Source organism: Gammaproteobacteria bacterium (assembly GCA_009838035.1).
Classification (GTDB): Bacteria; Pseudomonadota; Gammaproteobacteria; order Steroidobacterales; family Foliamicaceae; genus Foliamicus.
The window spans coordinates 221,054-237,786 of sequence record VXSK01000002.1; the positions used below are offsets into that span (position 1 = coordinate 221,054).

The 16,733-nt window shown below is 63.1% G+C and carries 15 protein-coding genes; 8 read left to right on the forward strand and 7 right to left on the reverse strand.

Going from position 1 to position 16,733, the window contains the following annotated elements:
• Positions 1–31: 31 nt before the first annotated feature.
• From F4Y72_01015 to F4Y72_01025, 3 genes are read left to right on the forward strand one after another with little or no spacing between them, the layout of a single operon-like run.
• Complete coding sequence (locus F4Y72_01015; GenBank protein ID MXZ26868.1) at positions 32–658, forward strand: dTMP kinase; 627 nt, start codon at positions 32–34, stop codon at positions 656–658.
• A gap of 4 nt (positions 659–662) precedes the next feature.
• Positions 663–1,622 (forward strand): hypothetical protein, encoded by a 960-nt coding sequence (locus F4Y72_01020; GenBank protein ID MXZ26869.1) that lies wholly within the window; start codon positions 663–665, stop codon positions 1,620–1,622.
• Positions 1,619–1,954: a pilus assembly protein PilZ gene (locus F4Y72_01025; GenBank protein ID MXZ26870.1), complete on the forward strand. Its 336-nt coding sequence runs from the start codon at positions 1,619–1,621 to the stop codon at positions 1,952–1,954. Before F4Y72_01020 ends, F4Y72_01025 begins: the two co-directional genes overlap by 4 nt.
• A 6-nt stretch (positions 1,955–1,960) precedes the next feature.
• Here the strand turns inward: F4Y72_01025 and F4Y72_01030 are convergent, their stop codons facing one another.
• Positions 1,961–3,700, reverse strand: coding sequence for a hypothetical protein (locus F4Y72_01030; GenBank protein MXZ26871.1), 1,740 nt, complete (start codon positions 3,698–3,700; stop codon positions 1,961–1,963).
• Between the two features lie 80 nt (positions 3,701–3,780).
• Between F4Y72_01030 and F4Y72_01035 the strand changes: the two genes are divergently transcribed.
• Entirely contained in the window at positions 3,781–4,812 is a 1,032-nt protein-coding gene (locus tag F4Y72_01035) for an NAD(P)/FAD-dependent oxidoreductase (protein MXZ26872.1), read from the forward strand.
• A 25-nt stretch (positions 4,813–4,837) separates the two neighbouring features.
• Here F4Y72_01035 and F4Y72_01040 read toward each other — a convergent pair whose 3' ends face one another.
• Positions 4,838–5,509: a TlpA family protein disulfide reductase gene (locus F4Y72_01040; GenBank protein ID MXZ26873.1), complete on the reverse strand. Its 672-nt coding sequence runs from the start codon at positions 5,507–5,509 to the stop codon at positions 4,838–4,840.
• Between F4Y72_01040 and F4Y72_01045 the strand changes: the two genes are divergently transcribed.
• Complete coding sequence (locus F4Y72_01045) at positions 5,424–6,812, forward strand: exo-alpha-sialidase (GenBank protein MXZ26874.1); 1,389 nt, start codon at positions 5,424–5,426, stop codon at positions 6,810–6,812. The genes F4Y72_01040 and F4Y72_01045 overlap by 86 nt on opposite strands.
• Positions 6,813–6,834: 22 nt before the next feature.
• Here F4Y72_01045 and F4Y72_01050 read toward each other — a convergent pair whose 3' ends face one another.
• Genes F4Y72_01050 through F4Y72_01065 form a run of 4 tightly spaced genes read right to left on the reverse strand, consistent with a single transcriptional unit; the run spans position 6,835 to position 10,835 of the window.
• Complete coding sequence (locus tag F4Y72_01050) at positions 6,835–7,500, reverse strand: hypothetical protein (protein MXZ26875.1); 666 nt, start codon at positions 7,498–7,500, stop codon at positions 6,835–6,837.
• 47 nt (positions 7,501–7,547) lie between these two features.
• On the reverse strand, positions 7,548–8,771 hold the full coding sequence (locus F4Y72_01055; protein ID MXZ26876.1) for a class I SAM-dependent methyltransferase: 1,224 nt from the start codon (positions 8,769–8,771) through the stop codon (positions 7,548–7,550).
• Positions 8,768–9,517: a DUF1365 domain-containing protein gene (locus F4Y72_01060; protein ID MXZ26877.1), complete on the reverse strand. Its 750-nt coding sequence runs from the start codon at positions 9,515–9,517 to the stop codon at positions 8,768–8,770. The genes F4Y72_01055 and F4Y72_01060 overlap by 4 nt, the downstream gene beginning before the upstream one ends.
• The gene (locus F4Y72_01065) at positions 9,462–10,835 is read right to left on the reverse strand and encodes an FAD-dependent oxidoreductase (GenBank protein ID MXZ26878.1); all 1,374 of its coding nucleotides are present in this window, start codon (positions 10,833–10,835) and stop codon (positions 9,462–9,464) included. The genes F4Y72_01060 and F4Y72_01065 overlap by 56 nt, the downstream gene beginning before the upstream one ends.
• Before the next feature lie 128 nt (positions 10,836–10,963).
• Here F4Y72_01065 and F4Y72_01070 point away from each other — a divergent pair, with 128 nt between their 5' ends.
• The gene (locus F4Y72_01070) at positions 10,964–11,776 is read left to right on the forward strand and encodes an acyl-CoA desaturase (protein ID MXZ26879.1); all 813 of its coding nucleotides are present in this window, start codon (positions 10,964–10,966) and stop codon (positions 11,774–11,776) included.
• A gap of 398 nt (positions 11,777–12,174) precedes the next feature.
• Here the strand turns inward: F4Y72_01070 and F4Y72_01075 are convergent, their stop codons facing one another.
• Entirely contained in the window at positions 12,175–13,938 is a 1,764-nt protein-coding gene (locus tag F4Y72_01075; GenBank protein MXZ26880.1) for a DUF4166 domain-containing protein, read from the reverse strand.
• Between the two features lie 149 nt (positions 13,939–14,087).
• On the opposite strand from F4Y72_01075, the gene pobA reads away from it, so the two are divergent.
• Positions 14,088–15,272, forward strand: coding sequence for a 4-hydroxybenzoate 3-monooxygenase (gene pobA / locus F4Y72_01080; protein ID MXZ26881.1), 1,185 nt, complete (start codon positions 14,088–14,090; stop codon positions 15,270–15,272).
• A 230-nt stretch (positions 15,273–15,502) separates the two neighbouring features.
• Positions 15,503–16,705: an OsmC family peroxiredoxin gene (locus tag F4Y72_01085; protein ID MXZ26882.1), complete on the forward strand. Its 1,203-nt coding sequence runs from the start codon at positions 15,503–15,505 to the stop codon at positions 16,703–16,705.
• Positions 16,706–16,733 lie beyond the last annotated feature (28 nt).

Genomic DNA, 16,733 nt, shown 5'->3' on the forward strand with positions numbered 1-16,733 from the left:
ACGCGGCTCCACAGGCTATCCTTTCCCTGATATGAGCCGCGGACGATTCGTAGTTCTGGAAGGGATAGAAGGCGCGGGCAAGTCCACTCATGCCGCCTACCTGGCCGGCTGGCTCGAGCAGCAGGGCATCGCCGTGGTTGCGGCCCGGGAGCCGGGCGGGACCGCGCTTGGAGAGCGGCTCAGAGAGATACTGCTGGATCCCGAATTGACCGGCATGCCGCCGTTGGCGGAGTTGCTGCTGATGTTCGCGGCGCGCAGCGCGTCCCTGGAGGAAGTCATTCTGCCCGCGCTCGACGAGGGCGCATGGGTGATCTGCGACCGCTTCGTGGACTCGAGTTACGCCTATCAATCGTACGGGCGCGGCGTGTCACTGGAGTACGTGGAAGCGCTTGAAAAGCGGGTTCTGGACGGCCTGCGTCCCGATCTCACCATTCTTCTGGATGCTCCAGTCCGCCTCGGTCTCTCGCGCAAGGCCGATCCGCAAGGGGCCGACCGGTTCGAACGCGAGAGCCGGGAGTTCTTCGAGCGGGTGCGCGCCGGGTATCTGGAGCGGGCCGCGCTGGGAGGCGACGGTTACCGCATTGTCGATGCGTCGAAATCGCTGGAGGAAGTGCAAACGGACCTGAAGGACGCGGTTCGTCCGCTGGCCGGTCTCTAGTGTCATGAGCCGGACGGAGCTTCCCTGGCTGGAGCCTCTTGAGGCCGAACTCGCGGCCCAGATCGGTTCGGGCCAACTCGCTCATGCGCTGCTGGTGCACGGCCAGCGCGGCACCGGGAAACGGCGCCTTGCCGCATGGCTGGCGCAAGAGTTACTGGGTTCCGACCGACCCGTATGGCCCGCGGAATCCGCTCCGGAGACCACACTGCACGCGAATCTTCACCCGGCCGCGCCGGAGCCCGGCAAGTTGCTCTCGGTAGAACGTATCCGGGAGCTGATCGATTTCATGCTGCTGAGCACCTACGGCACGGGCGCGCGCCTCGCCGCGATCTGCCCGGCCGAGTCGATGACACGATCGGCCGCCAACAGCCTGCTCAAGATTCTCGAGGAACCGCGGCCGAACAGCTATATCCTCCTGGTCGCGGACGATCCGGCGCAATTGCCTGCCACGATCATCAGCCGCTGCCGCCTGCTGCGTTCTCCGGCCGTACCGCGGGACGCGGCGCTTGCCTGGCTGGCGCAGCAGGAACCGGACGCGAACTGGGACAACGCCTTGCGTCTGGCCGGAGGCGGACCGCTCGCGGCGCGGCAGATTCACGCCGACGGCCTCGACGAACGCGCCAGAACGATGAGCGGCCAACTGGCCGGCCTGGAACGGCGGGCATCCACGCCGCTGGAAGTGGCGCGGAGCTGGAAGGACCTGTCGATGCGATTCTGCTGCGATTTCCTGTTCCGTTGCGCGTTTCGCCGGATCAGCGACTGGACCGCAAACGAAAATAATGCCTACAAGCAGAGATTTTCGGTATTGTCCGCGGATTTGCAGGAGGCAATGATCAGGGACGGCTTCGTTCACCTGGACAACCTCATGGATTGCCGCCGCATTGAACGCTTCACGCCGAACGCGGAACTGGCCGTAACGGTGCTGCTCAAGGACTGGTACGGGGGTTTCGGCACCCAGCGATGAGCGTCCCCGGCTTCTACTCCCTGGTGCTGGAGGACGCCGATTCGCTTTCCGCGGCCTGGCTGCCGTTCCTCGAACCGGGCGGACTGTTCGTTGCGACCCGCCGGGATCATTTCCCGGGAGAAGAGGTCGTGCTGCTGGTGCATCTTCCCGACGGCGAGAAATGCAGCGTAGCCGGCAGTATCGCGTGGATCGGCGCGGAAGATCTCTCCGGACAGCCGCCAGGCGCCGGCGTTGCCCTCGACGGCGAGGAAGGACAGGCGCTTGCGGAAACAATCAGGCGAATCGTGCGCGACGCACCGTCTCCGGCCGAAGCGCTCCTGGCCCGCTGCTGAAGCGCTTCAGCGCCAGCCGGGGAATCGCACCAGGCGCTGCGGGGCCGTCTGGACGCGGCATTCGGGGCGCAGCTTTTCGGCGCCCAGCAGGTACCAGTAGCGGCGGTGGGCATAGCCCAGGCGGATCCCCGAGTCGCCGGTGAAACACCAGTTTCGATACTCTTCCGGCGCCAGCAGCATCCGGTCGGCCGCTCCGGCCAGCCAGGCCGAAGCATCGAGGATTTCCTGGCGGCGATCGACGCGGCGGCGCCCGAAATGGGTGACCGGCCGGTCCATGTGCAGCATCTGCTGGGCCCGCCAGTCGGCCAGTCCCAGTTCCGTACCCGGCGGCAGCGCTTCAAGTGCCGCGGCCGTTATCGTCTTGCCGGAACGCCCCTCGTTGAGCAGCGAGAACGAACCCCAGCCCAGCAGCATCCAGAACAGCACGATGATGCACCCCGTGACCGCGGGCGCCCTGCGGCTGCCGGCGGACAACAAGCCTGCCAGGCCCGCCGCGCTGGCCACGATCACCAGCGGCACGACCACCGGATGGACCGAGTTGATCTCCAGGAGCAGCGCTAGCCGTCCCGGATTCAGCAGGTTGAACCAGAAGGGAGAACCGTCCGAAAGCGACGTAACCGCCGGCTCGTCGGCCGGCGTCACGCCGTACACGCTCAGCATGGAAAAGAGCAGAACCAGCAGCACGCCCATCATTCCGATCCAGAGCGTCAGGCGGCAGTTCCTGCGTTGCAGGGCGGCAGCAAGATGCGGGCCGCAGGCAAGCGCCAATGCCGGAATGATCGGCAGAAAATCGGCCGCCCGCTTCGCCTGGCTGACGGATATGAGAAGCAGGACCGCGGCTGCCCAGACGATGAAGCAGAGCAGGGCAGGGTCGCGTGCGCGCAGGCCGTCCCCCCAGCCGTAGCGCACCCAGGGAAGCGTTAGTACAAGCGGGAAACAGGCCCAGGGGGCGACCTGCAGGACGTAGTACCAGAACGGATAGAGGTCGCTCCACGAAGCAGGCCCGCGGCCCAGAGGCCAGGCTTCCGGCAAGGCCAGCCTGTAAGCGGCCACGGCCTCGCTTTCGGAGCCCCAGAGCAGGGCCAGCCAGGCCGCCGGGATCGCCAACAGCACGGCAATGCCCGCCAGCAACCTGAGGTTCCACCGGGTCGGCTTCAAAAGCCAGCCGCGGCGCGCAGCCCAGAGCCACGGCGCCAGCAACAGGAGCGGCAACAAGCCGGAAATGTCGATCAGCAATCCCAGCGCACAAGCCAGGCAGCCGAGAACGAAATGGCCCCAGGCGGGCCCCAGCAGCAGGTGGCGGGAAAGCCCGTAGAGGCCGGACACGATGAAGAAGCACAACACCACGTCGCCACCTGCGCCGTGGGCCTGCAATGCGAATTGCACGCAGCCCAGCATCGCGACCCCGGCCCAGAAACCGGCGGCATCGTCCCAGAGTCGGCGGGCCAGGTCGCAGGTCATCCACAGAATGCCGATGCCGGCCAGCAGGGACGGCAGGAGGAATCCGATCCTCATGCCGAACAGCCACTGAAAAACCGCCAGTATCCAAAGATATAGCGGCCCTTCCTTGACGAACAATTCACCCGCGAGCGTGGGCGCCAGCCAATTGCCGGAGTTCAGCATTTCCGCGGCGGCGAGCGCGTTTTCCGGCTCGTTGGGCGGCCAGGGATCGCGCAGGCCGAAACCCGCGGTCAGTATCAGCAGTGCGGCGCCGAACAGGATCAGCAACCGGGCCGGGACTCTCATACCACAAGTGTATCGCTCCGCGGGCCACACTTATAATCCCGTTCGCGACTACCCCCGCCCGCACCGGCGCCCGGAAGCCTATGACCATACGAACCGATGCACTGATAGTTGGCGCGGGGCCCTGCGGGCTATTCCAGGTGTTTGAACTGGGGTTACTCGGTATCAGCGCACACCTGGTCGATGCCCTGAAGGAGCCCGGCGGGCAATGCACGGAACTCTATCCGGACAAGCCCATCTATGACATTCCGGCCATACCGGTGCTCAACGCCCAGGACCTGGTGGATGCCCTACTGAAGCAGATCGAACCCTTCAATCCGACCTTTCACCTGGGCGAGGAGGTGACGGTCGTCCGGCCGCTCGGAGAAGGGGAGGGCTTTCACGTCGAAACCGGGGCGGGGACGCAATTTCAGGCGCAAACGCTTTTTCTCGCCGGCGGCGTGGGTTCGTTTCAGCCCCGCAAGCTGCGCCTGGACGGGGCCGAGACCATAGAAGGCCGGCAGCTTTTTTACCGGGTAAAGGATTCCTCACGTTTCCGCGGCAGGCGCCTGCTGATACTCGGCGGCGGCGACTCGGCTCTGGACTGGGCGCTGGAGCTGAGCGGAATTGCCGAATCGGTGACGCTGGCGCACCGGCGCGACGAGTACCGTGCGGCGCCCGCTACGGTGGCGCAGTTCAAGGAACTGGTCGCGCGGGGCAGGGCGCAACTGTACGAGAAGGCCCGCGCGACCCGCCTGTACCTGGACGGGGATGATCTCAAAGCCGTCACGCTCAGTGTTGAGGACGTTGAAAGAGATCCATTGGAAGTTGATGATTTACTGGTGTTTTACGGCCTTGCACCCAAGCTGGGCCCAATCGCCGGCTGGGGCCTGGACCTGAACCGCAAGACCGTGAACGTGGATCCTGAAAAGTTCCAGACCAATATTCCAGGGATCTTCGCCATCGGCGACATCTGCCACTATCCGGGCAAGAAGAAGCTGATCCTGAGCGGTTTTCACGAAGCCGCGCTGGCGGCCTTCGCGGCCAAGGCGATACTCACGCCCGGCAAGAAAGTCCACCTGCAGTACACGACCACCAGCCCGATCATGCACAAGCGCCTGGGGCTGACCGACTGACCCGGGCGGGAGAGCGTCCCAGGGCCTAATCGTCAGGCATGGCCGCCAGCACGGCCTCTTCGAACTGCTCCTCGCTGTGTCCGCCCAGAAGCGTCCGGACGATTGATCCGTCCGGACCGATCACGTAGTTCGCCGGCATGACGCCCGGCCAGAAGGGATCCAGCTCTTCCACCAGCAGATAGTCCTCGAATTCCGCATTGAGATAGCTGTGCCACGCGGGGAAGCGCGTCTCGATGAATTCCGGCACCAGCCACGCGGCGTCCGCCTGGTCGTCCAGCGATATCGCCACGAGGGCGAACCGGGACGGATCCAGCTTCTCGCGCAGGCGGATCAGCGCGGGAATCTCGTGGATGCAGGGACCGCACCATGTGGCCCAGAAATTGACCAGCACCACCTTGCCCCGGTGGCTTTTCAGCAGAGGCAGCAGTTCGTCCGCCCGGACCCACTCAAGCTCTTGCGCATCGTTGTTTTCCACCGGATCCGCGGCATCTTCGGCCGGCAAGGCGGCAGGGGAGGCCAGCGCCAGGAGCGCTGCGGCCGACGCGAGAGTGGCCCGCCAAACAGGTGTATGATTTGGGGTTATTCGTACAGGGTTCACCGGAGCTAGCCGTATGTTGAAAAAAGCATACCTTAGCGCAATGGCGCTGTTGGCCGCGTTCTTCTTCCTGCCGTCTACGGCATGGACGCAAGCCGAGATTCTCTACCAGAACGAGTTGGGGTTGTCTGACAGGGCGGCCTTCAGCCCCGAAATCGCGGTATCCGGCGGCGGTGAAGTGTACGTCGTGTTTCTGGACCGGCCCGATCCCACGGGTCCGCCCCCGAAGCGCAAACACGGCGAACACAGCCATCGCTCGGCGGTGGATTTGTGGATTGCGCGTTCCGACGACGGCGGGTCCAGCTTCCAGGCCCCATCCATGGTCAACCATGAGCAGGGCGTCATCTGGGGTTTTCAGGTCAGCAAGCCCCGCGTCAGTATTGACGGCGACGGCGCGGTGCACATTTTTTATCCCGGCAACGCGCAGTCCAGCGAGACGCGGCTGGACGTGATCGCCTCGCAGTACACACGGTCGCTCGACAAGGGAGCCACATTCTCCGAGCCCGTTTTGCTGAATTCGCACGTCAACGAGGACGGGCGGGGGCTGCTGGGCGAGGAACTCGGCGCGGCGCATGCCTTCGGAACGATGGCGGTAGCGCCCGACGGGACCGTTCACACCTTCTGGCTTGACACGCGCTACATGGGCAATGCCATGATGGGGGCCACGCTGTTTACGGCATCATCGAAAGACGGCGGCGCCACATTCGGCACTGAGATCGAGTTTGCGCGTGACGTTGTCTGCCCCTGCTGCCAGCTGGTAGCGGACTTCGTGGGCGACGAGGCCGTGCTGGTGTCCTACCGGCACGTGTTCGACGACGGTTCCCGCGACAGCGTGGTGCTGCGTTCCACGGACGACGGGCAAACCTGGCCCGAGCTGGCCCGCTTGCCTATCGATCCCTGGTATATCGGCGGCTGCCCGCTCAAGCCCACCGACATGGCCGTAAACGAGAACTACGTGTATTCCGTGTCGTTCTCCGCCGGCCCCGAGCAACAGGGCGTCTGGTTCAGCCGCTCGCGGAACGGCGCTCTTGCATTCGAGGAAGCCATACATATGCACCCGGCATCCAAGTACAGCGACGCGCCGGTCATCACCGTGACGCCCAGCGGGGTAGTGCGGGTTGTCTGGCATTCCCGCGAGGGACGCAAGAGCCCCTACCGGCTGTATATGTCGGAGTCCTACGATCACGGCGAGACCTTTACGGCCCCCTGGGAGTTGCCCACGCCTGAAGGCCAGTCACGCTTCCCGGTCATGGCCACGGACGCCGACGGGAATTCGCACGTGGCCTGGGAGCAGCAGGTGAAGATCGGTGAAATCGTGACGACCGAAGTGCACGTCATGGGCATCGCGGCGCCGAGCACAGGCCCCACAACGGTCATCGCCGGGCTGGGTCAGGTCGCCGAATAGAACGCAGCTTCAATTACACCGTCTAAAACGGTTTGGCGTGGCCGAGGAAGGCCAGCACCAGGGACGTACCCCAGAACAGGTAGACCACCTTTTTCGATTGCCCGAGCATCGTGGTGAAGATGGCCTCCACCTCGGGCGTCGAGCCTTCCGCGGCCAGTCGCCGGAATCCCGTCCCGATGTCGGCGACGTAGGACCTGAGCCACAGTCCGAGATATACCAGCACGCCGAACAGCATCACCTTCAGCCCCAGCCAGTTGCTGCCGAAACCGACGTCCATCACCAGCGATACGGCGCCGGCCAGCACCAGAACGGGCGCGACGACCCACCGGATACGGTTGTCGATTATTCGAAACGTGCTGCCGGAGGAGGGGCCTTTGTTCAGATAAACCGCCCAGGACAGCACCAGCCAGGCCAGAAAGGCGATCCAGACCGGCCAAAGCCAGGTTCCCGTGACCGGGCTGAGTCCCAGACTGTCCGCCAGCGTAAGGCCCACGGGGAACATGAGGATCAGGCAGGAGCGCGGCACCAGGTCGATCCACAACATGGCGGTGAGGAAGCGCCGCCGCTCCTCGATCGGGAGTTGCGCCTTGCAGATGTAGTGGGTCGTGACATAGACCCCCCAGTCCGGCCCCAGCCAATAGACGAACAGCACCAGGTGCGCGTAAAGGACGAAAGTGTGAAAGTCCATAACTTACCCCTAACTTTACATAATATATATTATGCCCATTTGATAGATCAACGCGCCTGGGGTTTGGCGAAGAGCATTTGGGCGTCCCCTATCGTTCGTTCCGCGAACCCCGCCTCGCAGTACCGAAAGTAGAAGTCGTACATGCGCAGGAACTCCCCGGAGTATCCAAGCTCCTTCGCCGCGTCCCAGTTCCGCCGCAAGGCCTCCGCCCACAGCTGCAGCGTGCGCACGTAGTGACTGCCGATATCTTCCATGCGCACGAGGCGGAAGTCCGTCCGCCGGCGCACCGCGCCCATGATCGCCTCGACCGACGGCAGAAAACCTCCCGGAAAAATGTAGCGCTTGATGAAGTCCACGCGCCTGACCGCTTCCCGGTACGCCTGATCGGCAATCGTTATGGCCTGCAGCGCCATCAGGCCGTCGGGCTTCAGCAACTCGCTGCAGCGGTTGAAGAACAGGTCCAGGTACTGGGCGCCCACCGCTTCAATCATTTCAATGGATATCAGCCGGTCGAACTGCCCCCCGGTGTCCCTGTAGTCCTGCATCCGGATTTCCACCAGATCTTCAAGACCCGCAGCCTTTACCCTCTCCGAGGCTTCCGCGTGTTGCCGCTCGGAAATCGTGATGCTCACCACCCTGCAGCCGTATTTCCGCGCCATGTGGATAGCGCAGGCGCCCCAGCCGCTGCCGATCTCCAGGACCCGCAGACCGGGTTTCAGTTGCAGTATTTCGCACAAACGGTCCAGCTTTGCGATCGAGGCCTCTTCCAGGCTTGCGTCCTCGGACGGGAAAAATGCGCAGGAATACAACATGGTGGGATCGAGAAACAACTGAAAGAAGTCGTTCCCTACGTCGTAATGCGCCGCAATGTTGCGTCGCGAACCGGAGCGGGTATTGCGCCGCAGAGCGTGCCCTATCCAGCGTGGAATGGCGCCCAGCGCCGACAATTGGCCTCCCAGGCCCTCAGCCACATCCTGATCGCGCAGCATCAGCCTGAGCAGGCCGGCCAGGTCCGGAGAGCGCCACTGGCCGTCCATGAAAGACTCCGCCGCGCCCAGCGCGCCACCTGTCGCGATCGTCCGCCAGCAGGCGCTGTCCAGCACTTCGAGCGTAGCCTGCGGAAGATCGCCTGAATTGCCCTGCCCGCCCAGAATCCGCCTGTGGCCTGCCTCCAACACTTCCAGCCGGCCATTCTCAAGCCGGCTCAGGCGCTTCTGCACCGGTCGCCGCCACATTGAGGCGGGCAGATCGGCCTTCCCCTGCGCGTTCATGATCCCGGATGCGCTAGCGGCTTGACGCCCTTCAACCACAGGCGCAGGGCATTGAGATGGATGCGCAACGTAACGTTGGCGGTCATCAACGGGTAGCGCAACAGGCTGCGTGCCAGCACGTCGCCCGTGACCGGCCGCCGGGTCAGCGCCAGGCTGGTCTGAAGGGTGGCCTCGTCCTCCCGAAGCACTTCGATGCTCAGCGACAGCCGCTCGCCGGGCGAGCCTGCCCAGCAGCGGTACGACATGTCCATGGGAATGAAGGGTGAGACGTGCATTTCCTTAGCGATTTCAAATACCTGCCCTCTCCCTCCAGATTTTGCCTCAGTAACGGGCAGGACGTAGCACACGCGCTCCTTCCAGGGGGTGTTGCTCACCTCCAGCACATAGCAGCGGGGCTTCGCGCTGACCCTGTCGAAGCAGTAATAGACCGAGATCGGGTTGAAGATGTAGCCGAAATACCGCAGGTGCGTCAGCAGCCGCACCGGTCCGTCCAGGCGCAGGCCGCTCCGCTCACGCACCAGCGCCCGCACCCCCTCGGCGAGGTCGTCGCAGTTTCCGTCCAGGTGGTCGCTCGGCAAAAAGCGCGCAATCGCCGGTCGCCGCGTGGACCACAACCACCTGCCGGAGAAAACCTGGTCCAGCTCGTCCAGGTCCACGTACGCCATGAACAGGCGGTACTGAAAAGCGTGCCTAGCCGGCCTGTGCCGGATATGCCTGACCCAACCCTCGTAGATCGCGCTGTGCATATGCGAATTTTGCCTGAATCTCCGGTCTCGCCGCCCATTCGCGCACGCTGCCCGCCGCCTTGAGGCCGCTGGCCAGGCCGTCCTCGTGGAACCCCCACCCGGTCCAGGCGCCGCAGAAGAAGCGGTTCCCGCCTGCGTTCATCTCGCCCACCCTGCCCTGTGCGGCGAAGGCCTCGGCGCTGAATACTGGATGCGCGAAGCTGGTCCTGGTGATGACCTTGTCGCGGCGCAGCGGACGCAGCGGATTGAGCGTGACGCAAATCGGTTCCGGCGACCGAAGATGCTGCAGCACGTTGAGGTTGTAGGTAACGGAAGCCTCGCGTCCGCTATCGGGCGCGCGGTAGTAGTTCCAGGAGGCCCAGGCCAGCCGCCGCCTGGGGAGAACGCTGCGGTCGGTATGCACAACCGCTTCGTTGCGCCGATACGATATTGCGCTCAGCACCTGCCGCTCAAGCGGGCTGGGATCCTTGATCAGGCGCAGCGCCTGGTTGCTGTGTACCGCCAGCACGGCGGTGTCGAAGGCCTCAACGCCCCGATCGGTTTCGACGCGGACTTCGCCCGCCGTGGATTCAAGCGAGCGCACCGGCGAACTTGCCCTGACGCGGCCGCTGAATCCGCGCAGTACAGCGTCGACGTATTGGTCGGCGCCGCCGGGAATCATCCGCCACTGGCGGTGCCCCTTGGCACCCAGCAGCATGTGGTTGGCCATAAAACGGAGCAGGTAGAGGCTCGGGTAGCGCTCGATCGATTGCGCGGAACACGACCAGATGGCCCCCGTCATCGGCAGCAGGTAGTCGTTGACCAGTTCCGTGCCGTAACCGCCCTGCCCGAGAAACTCCGCCACGCTGGTTTCGGCCAGCTCCCCTTCTCTCTCCGCCAGCGCCCTGTTGGCGTCGCGATTGAACTTGAGGATGTCGCGCAGCATCCGGTAGTGCCGGGGCCGGAGAAGGTTGCGTCTCTGCGCAAAGAGCTTGTTCATTGTGCTGCCGTGGTATTCCAGGCCGGTCTGGTCGCAGCGCATGCTGAAGCTCATTTCCGTGTCCCGCGCGGGAATGTTCAGGTCCTGCAAGAGCCGGGTGAAATGCGGGTAATTGGCCTCGTTGAACACCATGAAGCCCAGGTCCGCCCGGTATTCCTGCCCGAACCGCTCGAATTCGAGGGTGCGCGTGTGGCCACCCGGCTTGGCCCGCGCGTCGAACAGCGTCACCTCATGTTCGCCGTCCAGCGCCCTGGCCGCGGCAAGCCCGGAGATTCCTGCGCCGATGACGGCGATGCGCAGGCGGTTCACCGTCCCGAGCCGGGTTACTTCAACGTCCATCCGGCTATAATTCGCAGTTCTCGCGCGCGCCGGATTCAGGCGCAGGCAGCAAGGAGCCCGGGAGGGATCGATTGGTGAAGACCGCAACGCGAAAGGCGCAACAAAAGGCTCGAGTAGTAGTCATAGGAATGATCGCCTTTCACCTGGCCTGCTTCGGCGCCATCTACACGGGCGTGAGCTGGACCGCCGTAATTGTCGCGGCCGTACTCTACTTCCTGCGGGCCTTCGGCGTCACCGCGGGTTTTCACCGCCTGCTCGCCCATTCCTCCTACAGCGCGTCGCGTCCCGTGCGTTTCCTGCTGACTTTTCTTGGTAGCTGCGCGACCCAGGGCGGACCGTTGTGGTGGGCGTCGCATCATCGCCGGCACCATCGCTATTCCGAGCGCGAAGACGATGTGCACTCGCCGGTTCAGCGTGGCTTCTGGTACGCGCATATCGGATGGATGTGGGATGCGGTTTGCTTCGCGGGCAACTACGCCAACATCAAGGACCTTCACCGTTACCCGGAAATCCGGATTCTACAGAAAGGCTACGTTTTCCTGATTCTCGCCCAGGCCGCGGCCCTGTTCGGCCTTGGCGCGCTGCTGAACTGGCTGAACCCGGCCTTGGGAACGAGCGGTCTGCAGATGCTCGTGTGGGGTTTCTTCATCAGCACCGTGGCCCTGTGGCACGCCACATTCATGGTGAATTCGGTCTGCCACCTGTGGGGAACGCGACCCAATCCCGCCGGAGACGGCAGCCGCAACAACTTCCTGGTGGCCCTGCTGACGCTGGGAGAAGGCTGGCACAACAACCACCACCGCTGGGCCTACTCGGCGCGGCACGGACTGCGCTGGTGGCAGATCGACATCACCTGGATGGGCCTGCTACTGATGAAGCATCTCCGCCTGGTCCGCGATCTTCGCCTGCCTGCCCGGAGAGTGGCGCCGGCGCAAACCTGATTCCTGAGGCGCGGTGGTGAAAACTCTCTTCATCCTGATCGCGATCCTCGTGTGCTGCGAGTCCGCTCTCGCCTGCTCCTGTGCGGACAGGACGACTACCGAGCTGTATTCCGCGGCCAGTCATGTATTTCGAGCCCGCATTGAGTCCGTAGGTATCGTAGTGGTGCCCAAGCACGTTGAGAGTTTCCGTGTGCACAAGACGGCGGTCCTGGCGCGCTTCGATTTGCTGGAAACGTACAAGGGTTCACCGCAACGTCTCGATGCGGTTTACACCAACCCGTCTGGCGCAGCCTGCGGCCGGTCTATCGTCGATGCCGAAGAATACGTCTTCTTTGCAGACGCCGAGGGCATTGTAGGTCACTGCGACGGAAGCACCCAAGTTTGGTCCCACGAGAGCATCAGGGAACTGATCGAGACCTTGAAACGCTTGGCGTCTGAGCAGTCGGATCATGAGAAAGGCCCGGCGGCGCCAGAAACCCCCGGTAGCGAATGACGAATCCTGCCAACGGCAGGCGGACCTCCACGTCGAACCAAAACTGATTGTCTTTCGCGAATTCGTGAGAATCGCCGCTCGGCATCAAGCTGCGCGGTAGCGGCAATCCGAGAAAGCTCCACCTGCGCATGACCAGGTTCAGCCGGCCGGCGTCCGGAACCAGGGCCATGCCGAACGTCAACGGGCCGAACCGTTCGCACAGGAGGTGTTCGAAGCGGCCGGTGCCCAAAGTGAAGTTGCTGGAAAACTCCTGGCCCCCGAAATCGCGCGTCCACTTGTCGTAATCCCCATGGCGCTCGAAAGTCACCGACACGGGGGTGTTTTCGCCGGCGGCGGGAAACCGCATGATCCACGCCAGCAGGCGCGCCAGCACTCCCCTACCCCGGGTGATCGAGGCTTCGCCGCTGATCGTCAGCTTCGGCCCGGCACCATGCACGGCCCTGAGGACGGCAGGAAGCGATTGCCATGCCGTGCCGAGAATCCGCTTGTGCAGGCAGTGAACGCCGGTTCCCGCGCCGTTTCGTGTGCCGATAGCGATAGGCCGGTCCGCGAACACGCGTGCGTAATCGGAAAACTCCAGCGCCGCGGTCGCGGGCCGGGCGCCGGCCCTGGGCGGGCGGCCGTCCAGCCAGTTGCGAACAATCGCCTCCACTGCCATCGACGGAATGTAGAGGCCGTGATGGCCCTCCGCCAGGAGGTGAGCCGATCGGCTGATTTCGGCTCCTTCCGCGTCCCTGCCTCTGACTTCCACGAACATGCCGCCTCGATGCTCGCCCCAGCGTACGTTGTTGGCCGTCGAGTGAATGATCCGCGCGAGCGGCGCCAGCGAAGGTACCAGTCCCAGCCTTACCAGCCCGGCAAACCGGCGCAGCAGCCAGTGCAGGATCGCGGGTTCCGGGGCGGCGCCCATCCACACTTCCCGCACTTCCGGCCATTCATCGGCCAGCAACTGCAGGTCCGGCACATCGACCAGCGAAAACGTGCGCGGGAACAGCGGAATTTCTCCGGGCGGCGCAATCATGAACCTTCTTGTCTCCCGCAAGGCGCGGGCGGTTTGCTCGCTTCCACCTCGACGCACCGGGATTCCCTTGCCCGCGTAACCAGCAATCGCACGGATCACGTTGTATCCGACGCCGGCATACGGGGAAGGCGCGATCCCTCCCGTTATCGAGTCTATGCGCCGGAATTCGGTTGCGAGATCGCGCACCAGAGCGGCCGACAGCACGGGAAAACTGCTGACGCCCGACAACATTACCAGCCCTTGCTCTTTGGCTGTCCCATCGAATTTTCGGATGCCCCGAACAAAATCGGGGCTGTCGGCGAGATCGAGATAGTGCGTGCCCGTGGCCAGCGCGGCCTTGACCACGCGATAGGGGTCCTTACCGTAGGCCTGGAACGGTCCGGACGCGTCCACAACGATGTCCGGCTTGACCTTCTCGATCCGCCGGGCCACGTCCCCATCACGATCCACCGCCAGCGCTTCACGAGTAGCCCCGGGTGGAAGCGCATGACAGAAATCCAGCGCGGCGGACTTTGAGCGACCGGCGATGACAAGCGAGACACGCCGCTCGCGGCATAGCAATTCGGCCAATCGGCCGCCGAACGTGCCGTAACCCCCGATGATCAACAGGCGGATCGTCGTATCCGTCAATTCTGGCTCTCTCAGCAAATGCGATCGGCTTCCGGTTCATAGGTTACTATGCGGCGATGATCCGATCTCCGTCACAGATTGCGCTTGCAACGCCCTAGTGAGACATGCGGGCTTCGGTTCGCGCGTTCGGGTTCCGAGTGTAGCTTTGAGTACTTGAGAAGCGGATCGTGGCGAAAACCCAGGTAGCGATTATTGGCGCGGGGCCATCGGGATTACTGCTTGGTCAACTGCTCCACAAGGCAGGCATCGACAACGTCGTCATCGAGCGCCGCAGCGCCGAGTATGTTCTCGGACGCATCCGCGCAGGCATTCTTGAGTACGGATTCGTCGATCTCATGCGGGAAGCTGGAGTCCACAGCCGAATGGATGCGGAGGGTCTACGCCACGATGGATTCGAGATTGCAATTGGAGAAGATCGCACTCGCATCGATTTGCATGGATTAACGGCCGGCAAGTCGGTCCTCGTATACGGGCAGACCGAAGTTACACGTGACCTAATGGAAGCGCGTACCGGGGCGGGACTACCGACGCTCTACGAGTCCGAGGCCGTCGAATTGCGGGGACTGGACACCGACAAACCGGCAGTGGTCGTTCGCCCGGACCGCGAGGAGTACGTCCTGGAGTGCGATTACATTGCCGGGTGCGACGGATTCCATGGGGTTTCGCGGAGGAGTATTCCGCGCGAAGCGCTACGCGAGCACGAAAAGATCTATCCTTTCGGATGGTTGGGGCTGTTGTCGGATACCCGGCCGGCGTCGGACGAGCTCATCTACAACAAGAGCGATCGTGGATTTGCGTTGTGCAGCATGCGTTCCGAATCGCGCAGCCGCCATTACCTGCAGGTTCCATTGTCCGACAAGATCGAAGATTGGTCCGACGACCGGTTCTGGGATGAATTGAAGACCCGTGTGCCGGCGGACGTAGCGTCAACTCTCGAAACCGGGCCATCCCTCGAAAAGAGCATAGCCCCGCTGAGGAGCTTCGTCGCCGAACCGCTTCAGTACGGCAGGCTGTTTCTCGCCGGCGATTCGGGCCACATAGTTCCTCCAACCGGGGCAAAGGGACTCAACCTGGCAGCCAGCGACATCAGCACGCTATTCACTCTGCTGGTCAGCATTTACGAGCAGGGTCGTACCGATCTCATAGAGCGGTACTCGGAAACCTGTCTCAGGCGCATATGGAAGGCCGAGCGATTTTCGTGGTGGATGACCACGATGTTGCACCACCTGGACAGCACCGACATAGACCGGAAACTGATTGATGCCGAACTCGACTACTACCTCAACAGCGAGGCCGGGTTGACTACGATCGCGGAAAACTACGTAGGGCTGCCGTTCGACCGACTGGAGTAGCCGCCGGCGTTAGCGGCCTGGCGCAAAGCGCTAGGGTGCCACGTGTTGTCACCGTAGAATCGGAACATGAATTCAGATCCTCGTTTTGTCGGCACCAGATGCAATATGCCAGGTAAAGGGACACGCAATTTCTTGGACAATGCGCTGACAATCCAACAATTGCTCGCTCCCGCACAAGCCCGTGTTTTCGCCGGTAAATAGTCTGGTAAAGATGTGAGGCGGAGAAAGACATGACGAGCAGCGAACAGGACCTTTTGCTGGCCAGCGGCCTGCCGATCTTTTTTGAGATCGACAACTTCGACGAACTTGATCTAAGCCCGACGGACAATCGCCACGGACAGTCCGTCCGTGTCTGGGCGCGGTCCCTGTCCGTCATGCAGAAAGAGGCGATCGTGGCATCGGCGCGGTCGGGGAAGGCCTGGCGTCTTGCCAGCGATGAGGGGCCGTACCTTGACGGGTTCGACAGCGCGCCCTGCCCGCTGTCGTTCCTGACCACCGGTATGGTGAGTTCATATTTCAATGAGATTCAGGCGCTTGCCAGGCAGCGTGACATCAACATCCGGAATCTCGTTCTGATTCAGGACAACTACTACACGATGCAAGGCTCGGCATTGCGTGGAACGATGATTGGAGGAGCCTTGCCGGTCGATCTGGAGGTGCAAATCGACTGCGATGCGGATGATGCCGGGCTGAACGAATTGTTGGTGCATGCCGTGCATGCGTCGCCGTTGAACGGACTGATGAGAAAAGTCCACGAGTCACTATTCACGTTGACAATGAACGGCAGCGAAATCGGTGTCGGCGAGGTCGCATCGATCAATGCCCCGGCCGAAAAGGACCCGGGCGACCGTTTCGCGTTGATCAGCGCGGGCGACGACACCGGCCGCCATGATGAACTGATCCGGCGCATAGACAAGGTTGCAGTTCAGGATGGAGTCGCCGGCGGCGCGGGCACCAGCTTGCAGGCCAACCAGAGCCGTCAACTGCACGTCCGGGCCCGGTGCCGGCTGCGGGCGGACGGGGTCAAGGAGATAACCCAGGACCTTCTGAGTCCGCTCGGCTCAAGGTTCCGGTTTCTGTCGGACGAAACGGAAGAGTTCGGCGGCCAGGACGCCGCGCCGGATGCGGTGACGTACATGTCCGCGGGCATTGCCTTTTGTTTCATGACGCAGCTCGGTCGCTACGCGAAAATCGTGAAGAAGAACCTGGACGAATACAAGGTCATCCAGGATACGCATTTCTCTCTGGGCGGCGCCAGCGGGCGTACGGGCCAACCGGGCGTGGCTGACCCTGTCGAGACGCATACGTACCTGGATACTTCGGAAGAAGCGGAATTCGCCCGCAAGGTCCTGGATATGGGTGAGCGAACCTGTTTTCTGCATGCGTTTTGCCGCACCGAACTGAAAACGAAGATCAAGATCAGGAGAATCTGACGAATCCGGCCGCGAAACTCGCGGCTAC

Coding starts and splice junctions, on each gene's coding strand:
- F4Y72_01025 (MXZ26870.1), top strand. CDS start 1,619: ATGAGCGTCCCCGGCTTCTACTCCCTGGTGCTGGAGGACGCCGATTCG.
- F4Y72_01030 (MXZ26871.1), bottom strand. CDS start 3,700: ATGAGAGTCCCGGCCCGGTTGCTGATCCTGTTCGGCGCCGCACTGCTG.
- F4Y72_01085 (MXZ26882.1), top strand. CDS start 15,503: ATGACGAGCAGCGAACAGGACCTTTTGCTGGCCAGCGGCCTGCCGATC.
- F4Y72_01035 (MXZ26872.1), top strand. CDS start 3,781: ATGACCATACGAACCGATGCACTGATAGTTGGCGCGGGGCCCTGCGGG.
- F4Y72_01065 (MXZ26878.1), bottom strand. CDS start 10,835: ATGGACGTTGAAGTAACCCGGCTCGGGACGGTGAACCGCCTGCGCATC.
- F4Y72_01020 (MXZ26869.1), top strand. CDS start 663: ATGAGCCGGACGGAGCTTCCCTGGCTGGAGCCTCTTGAGGCCGAACTC.
- F4Y72_01070 (MXZ26879.1), top strand. CDS start 10,964: ATGATCGCCTTTCACCTGGCCTGCTTCGGCGCCATCTACACGGGCGTG.
- F4Y72_01045 (MXZ26874.1), top strand. CDS start 5,424: ATGTTGAAAAAAGCATACCTTAGCGCAATGGCGCTGTTGGCCGCGTTC.
- F4Y72_01050 (MXZ26875.1), bottom strand. CDS start 7,500: ATGGACTTTCACACTTTCGTCCTTTACGCGCACCTGGTGCTGTTCGTC.
- F4Y72_01055 (MXZ26876.1), bottom strand. CDS start 8,771: ATGAACGCGCAGGGGAAGGCCGATCTGCCCGCCTCAATGTGGCGGCGA.
- F4Y72_01060 (MXZ26877.1), bottom strand. CDS start 9,517: ATGCACAGCGCGATCTACGAGGGTTGGGTCAGGCATATCCGGCACAGG.
- F4Y72_01015 (MXZ26868.1), top strand. CDS start 32: ATGAGCCGCGGACGATTCGTAGTTCTGGAAGGGATAGAAGGCGCGGGC.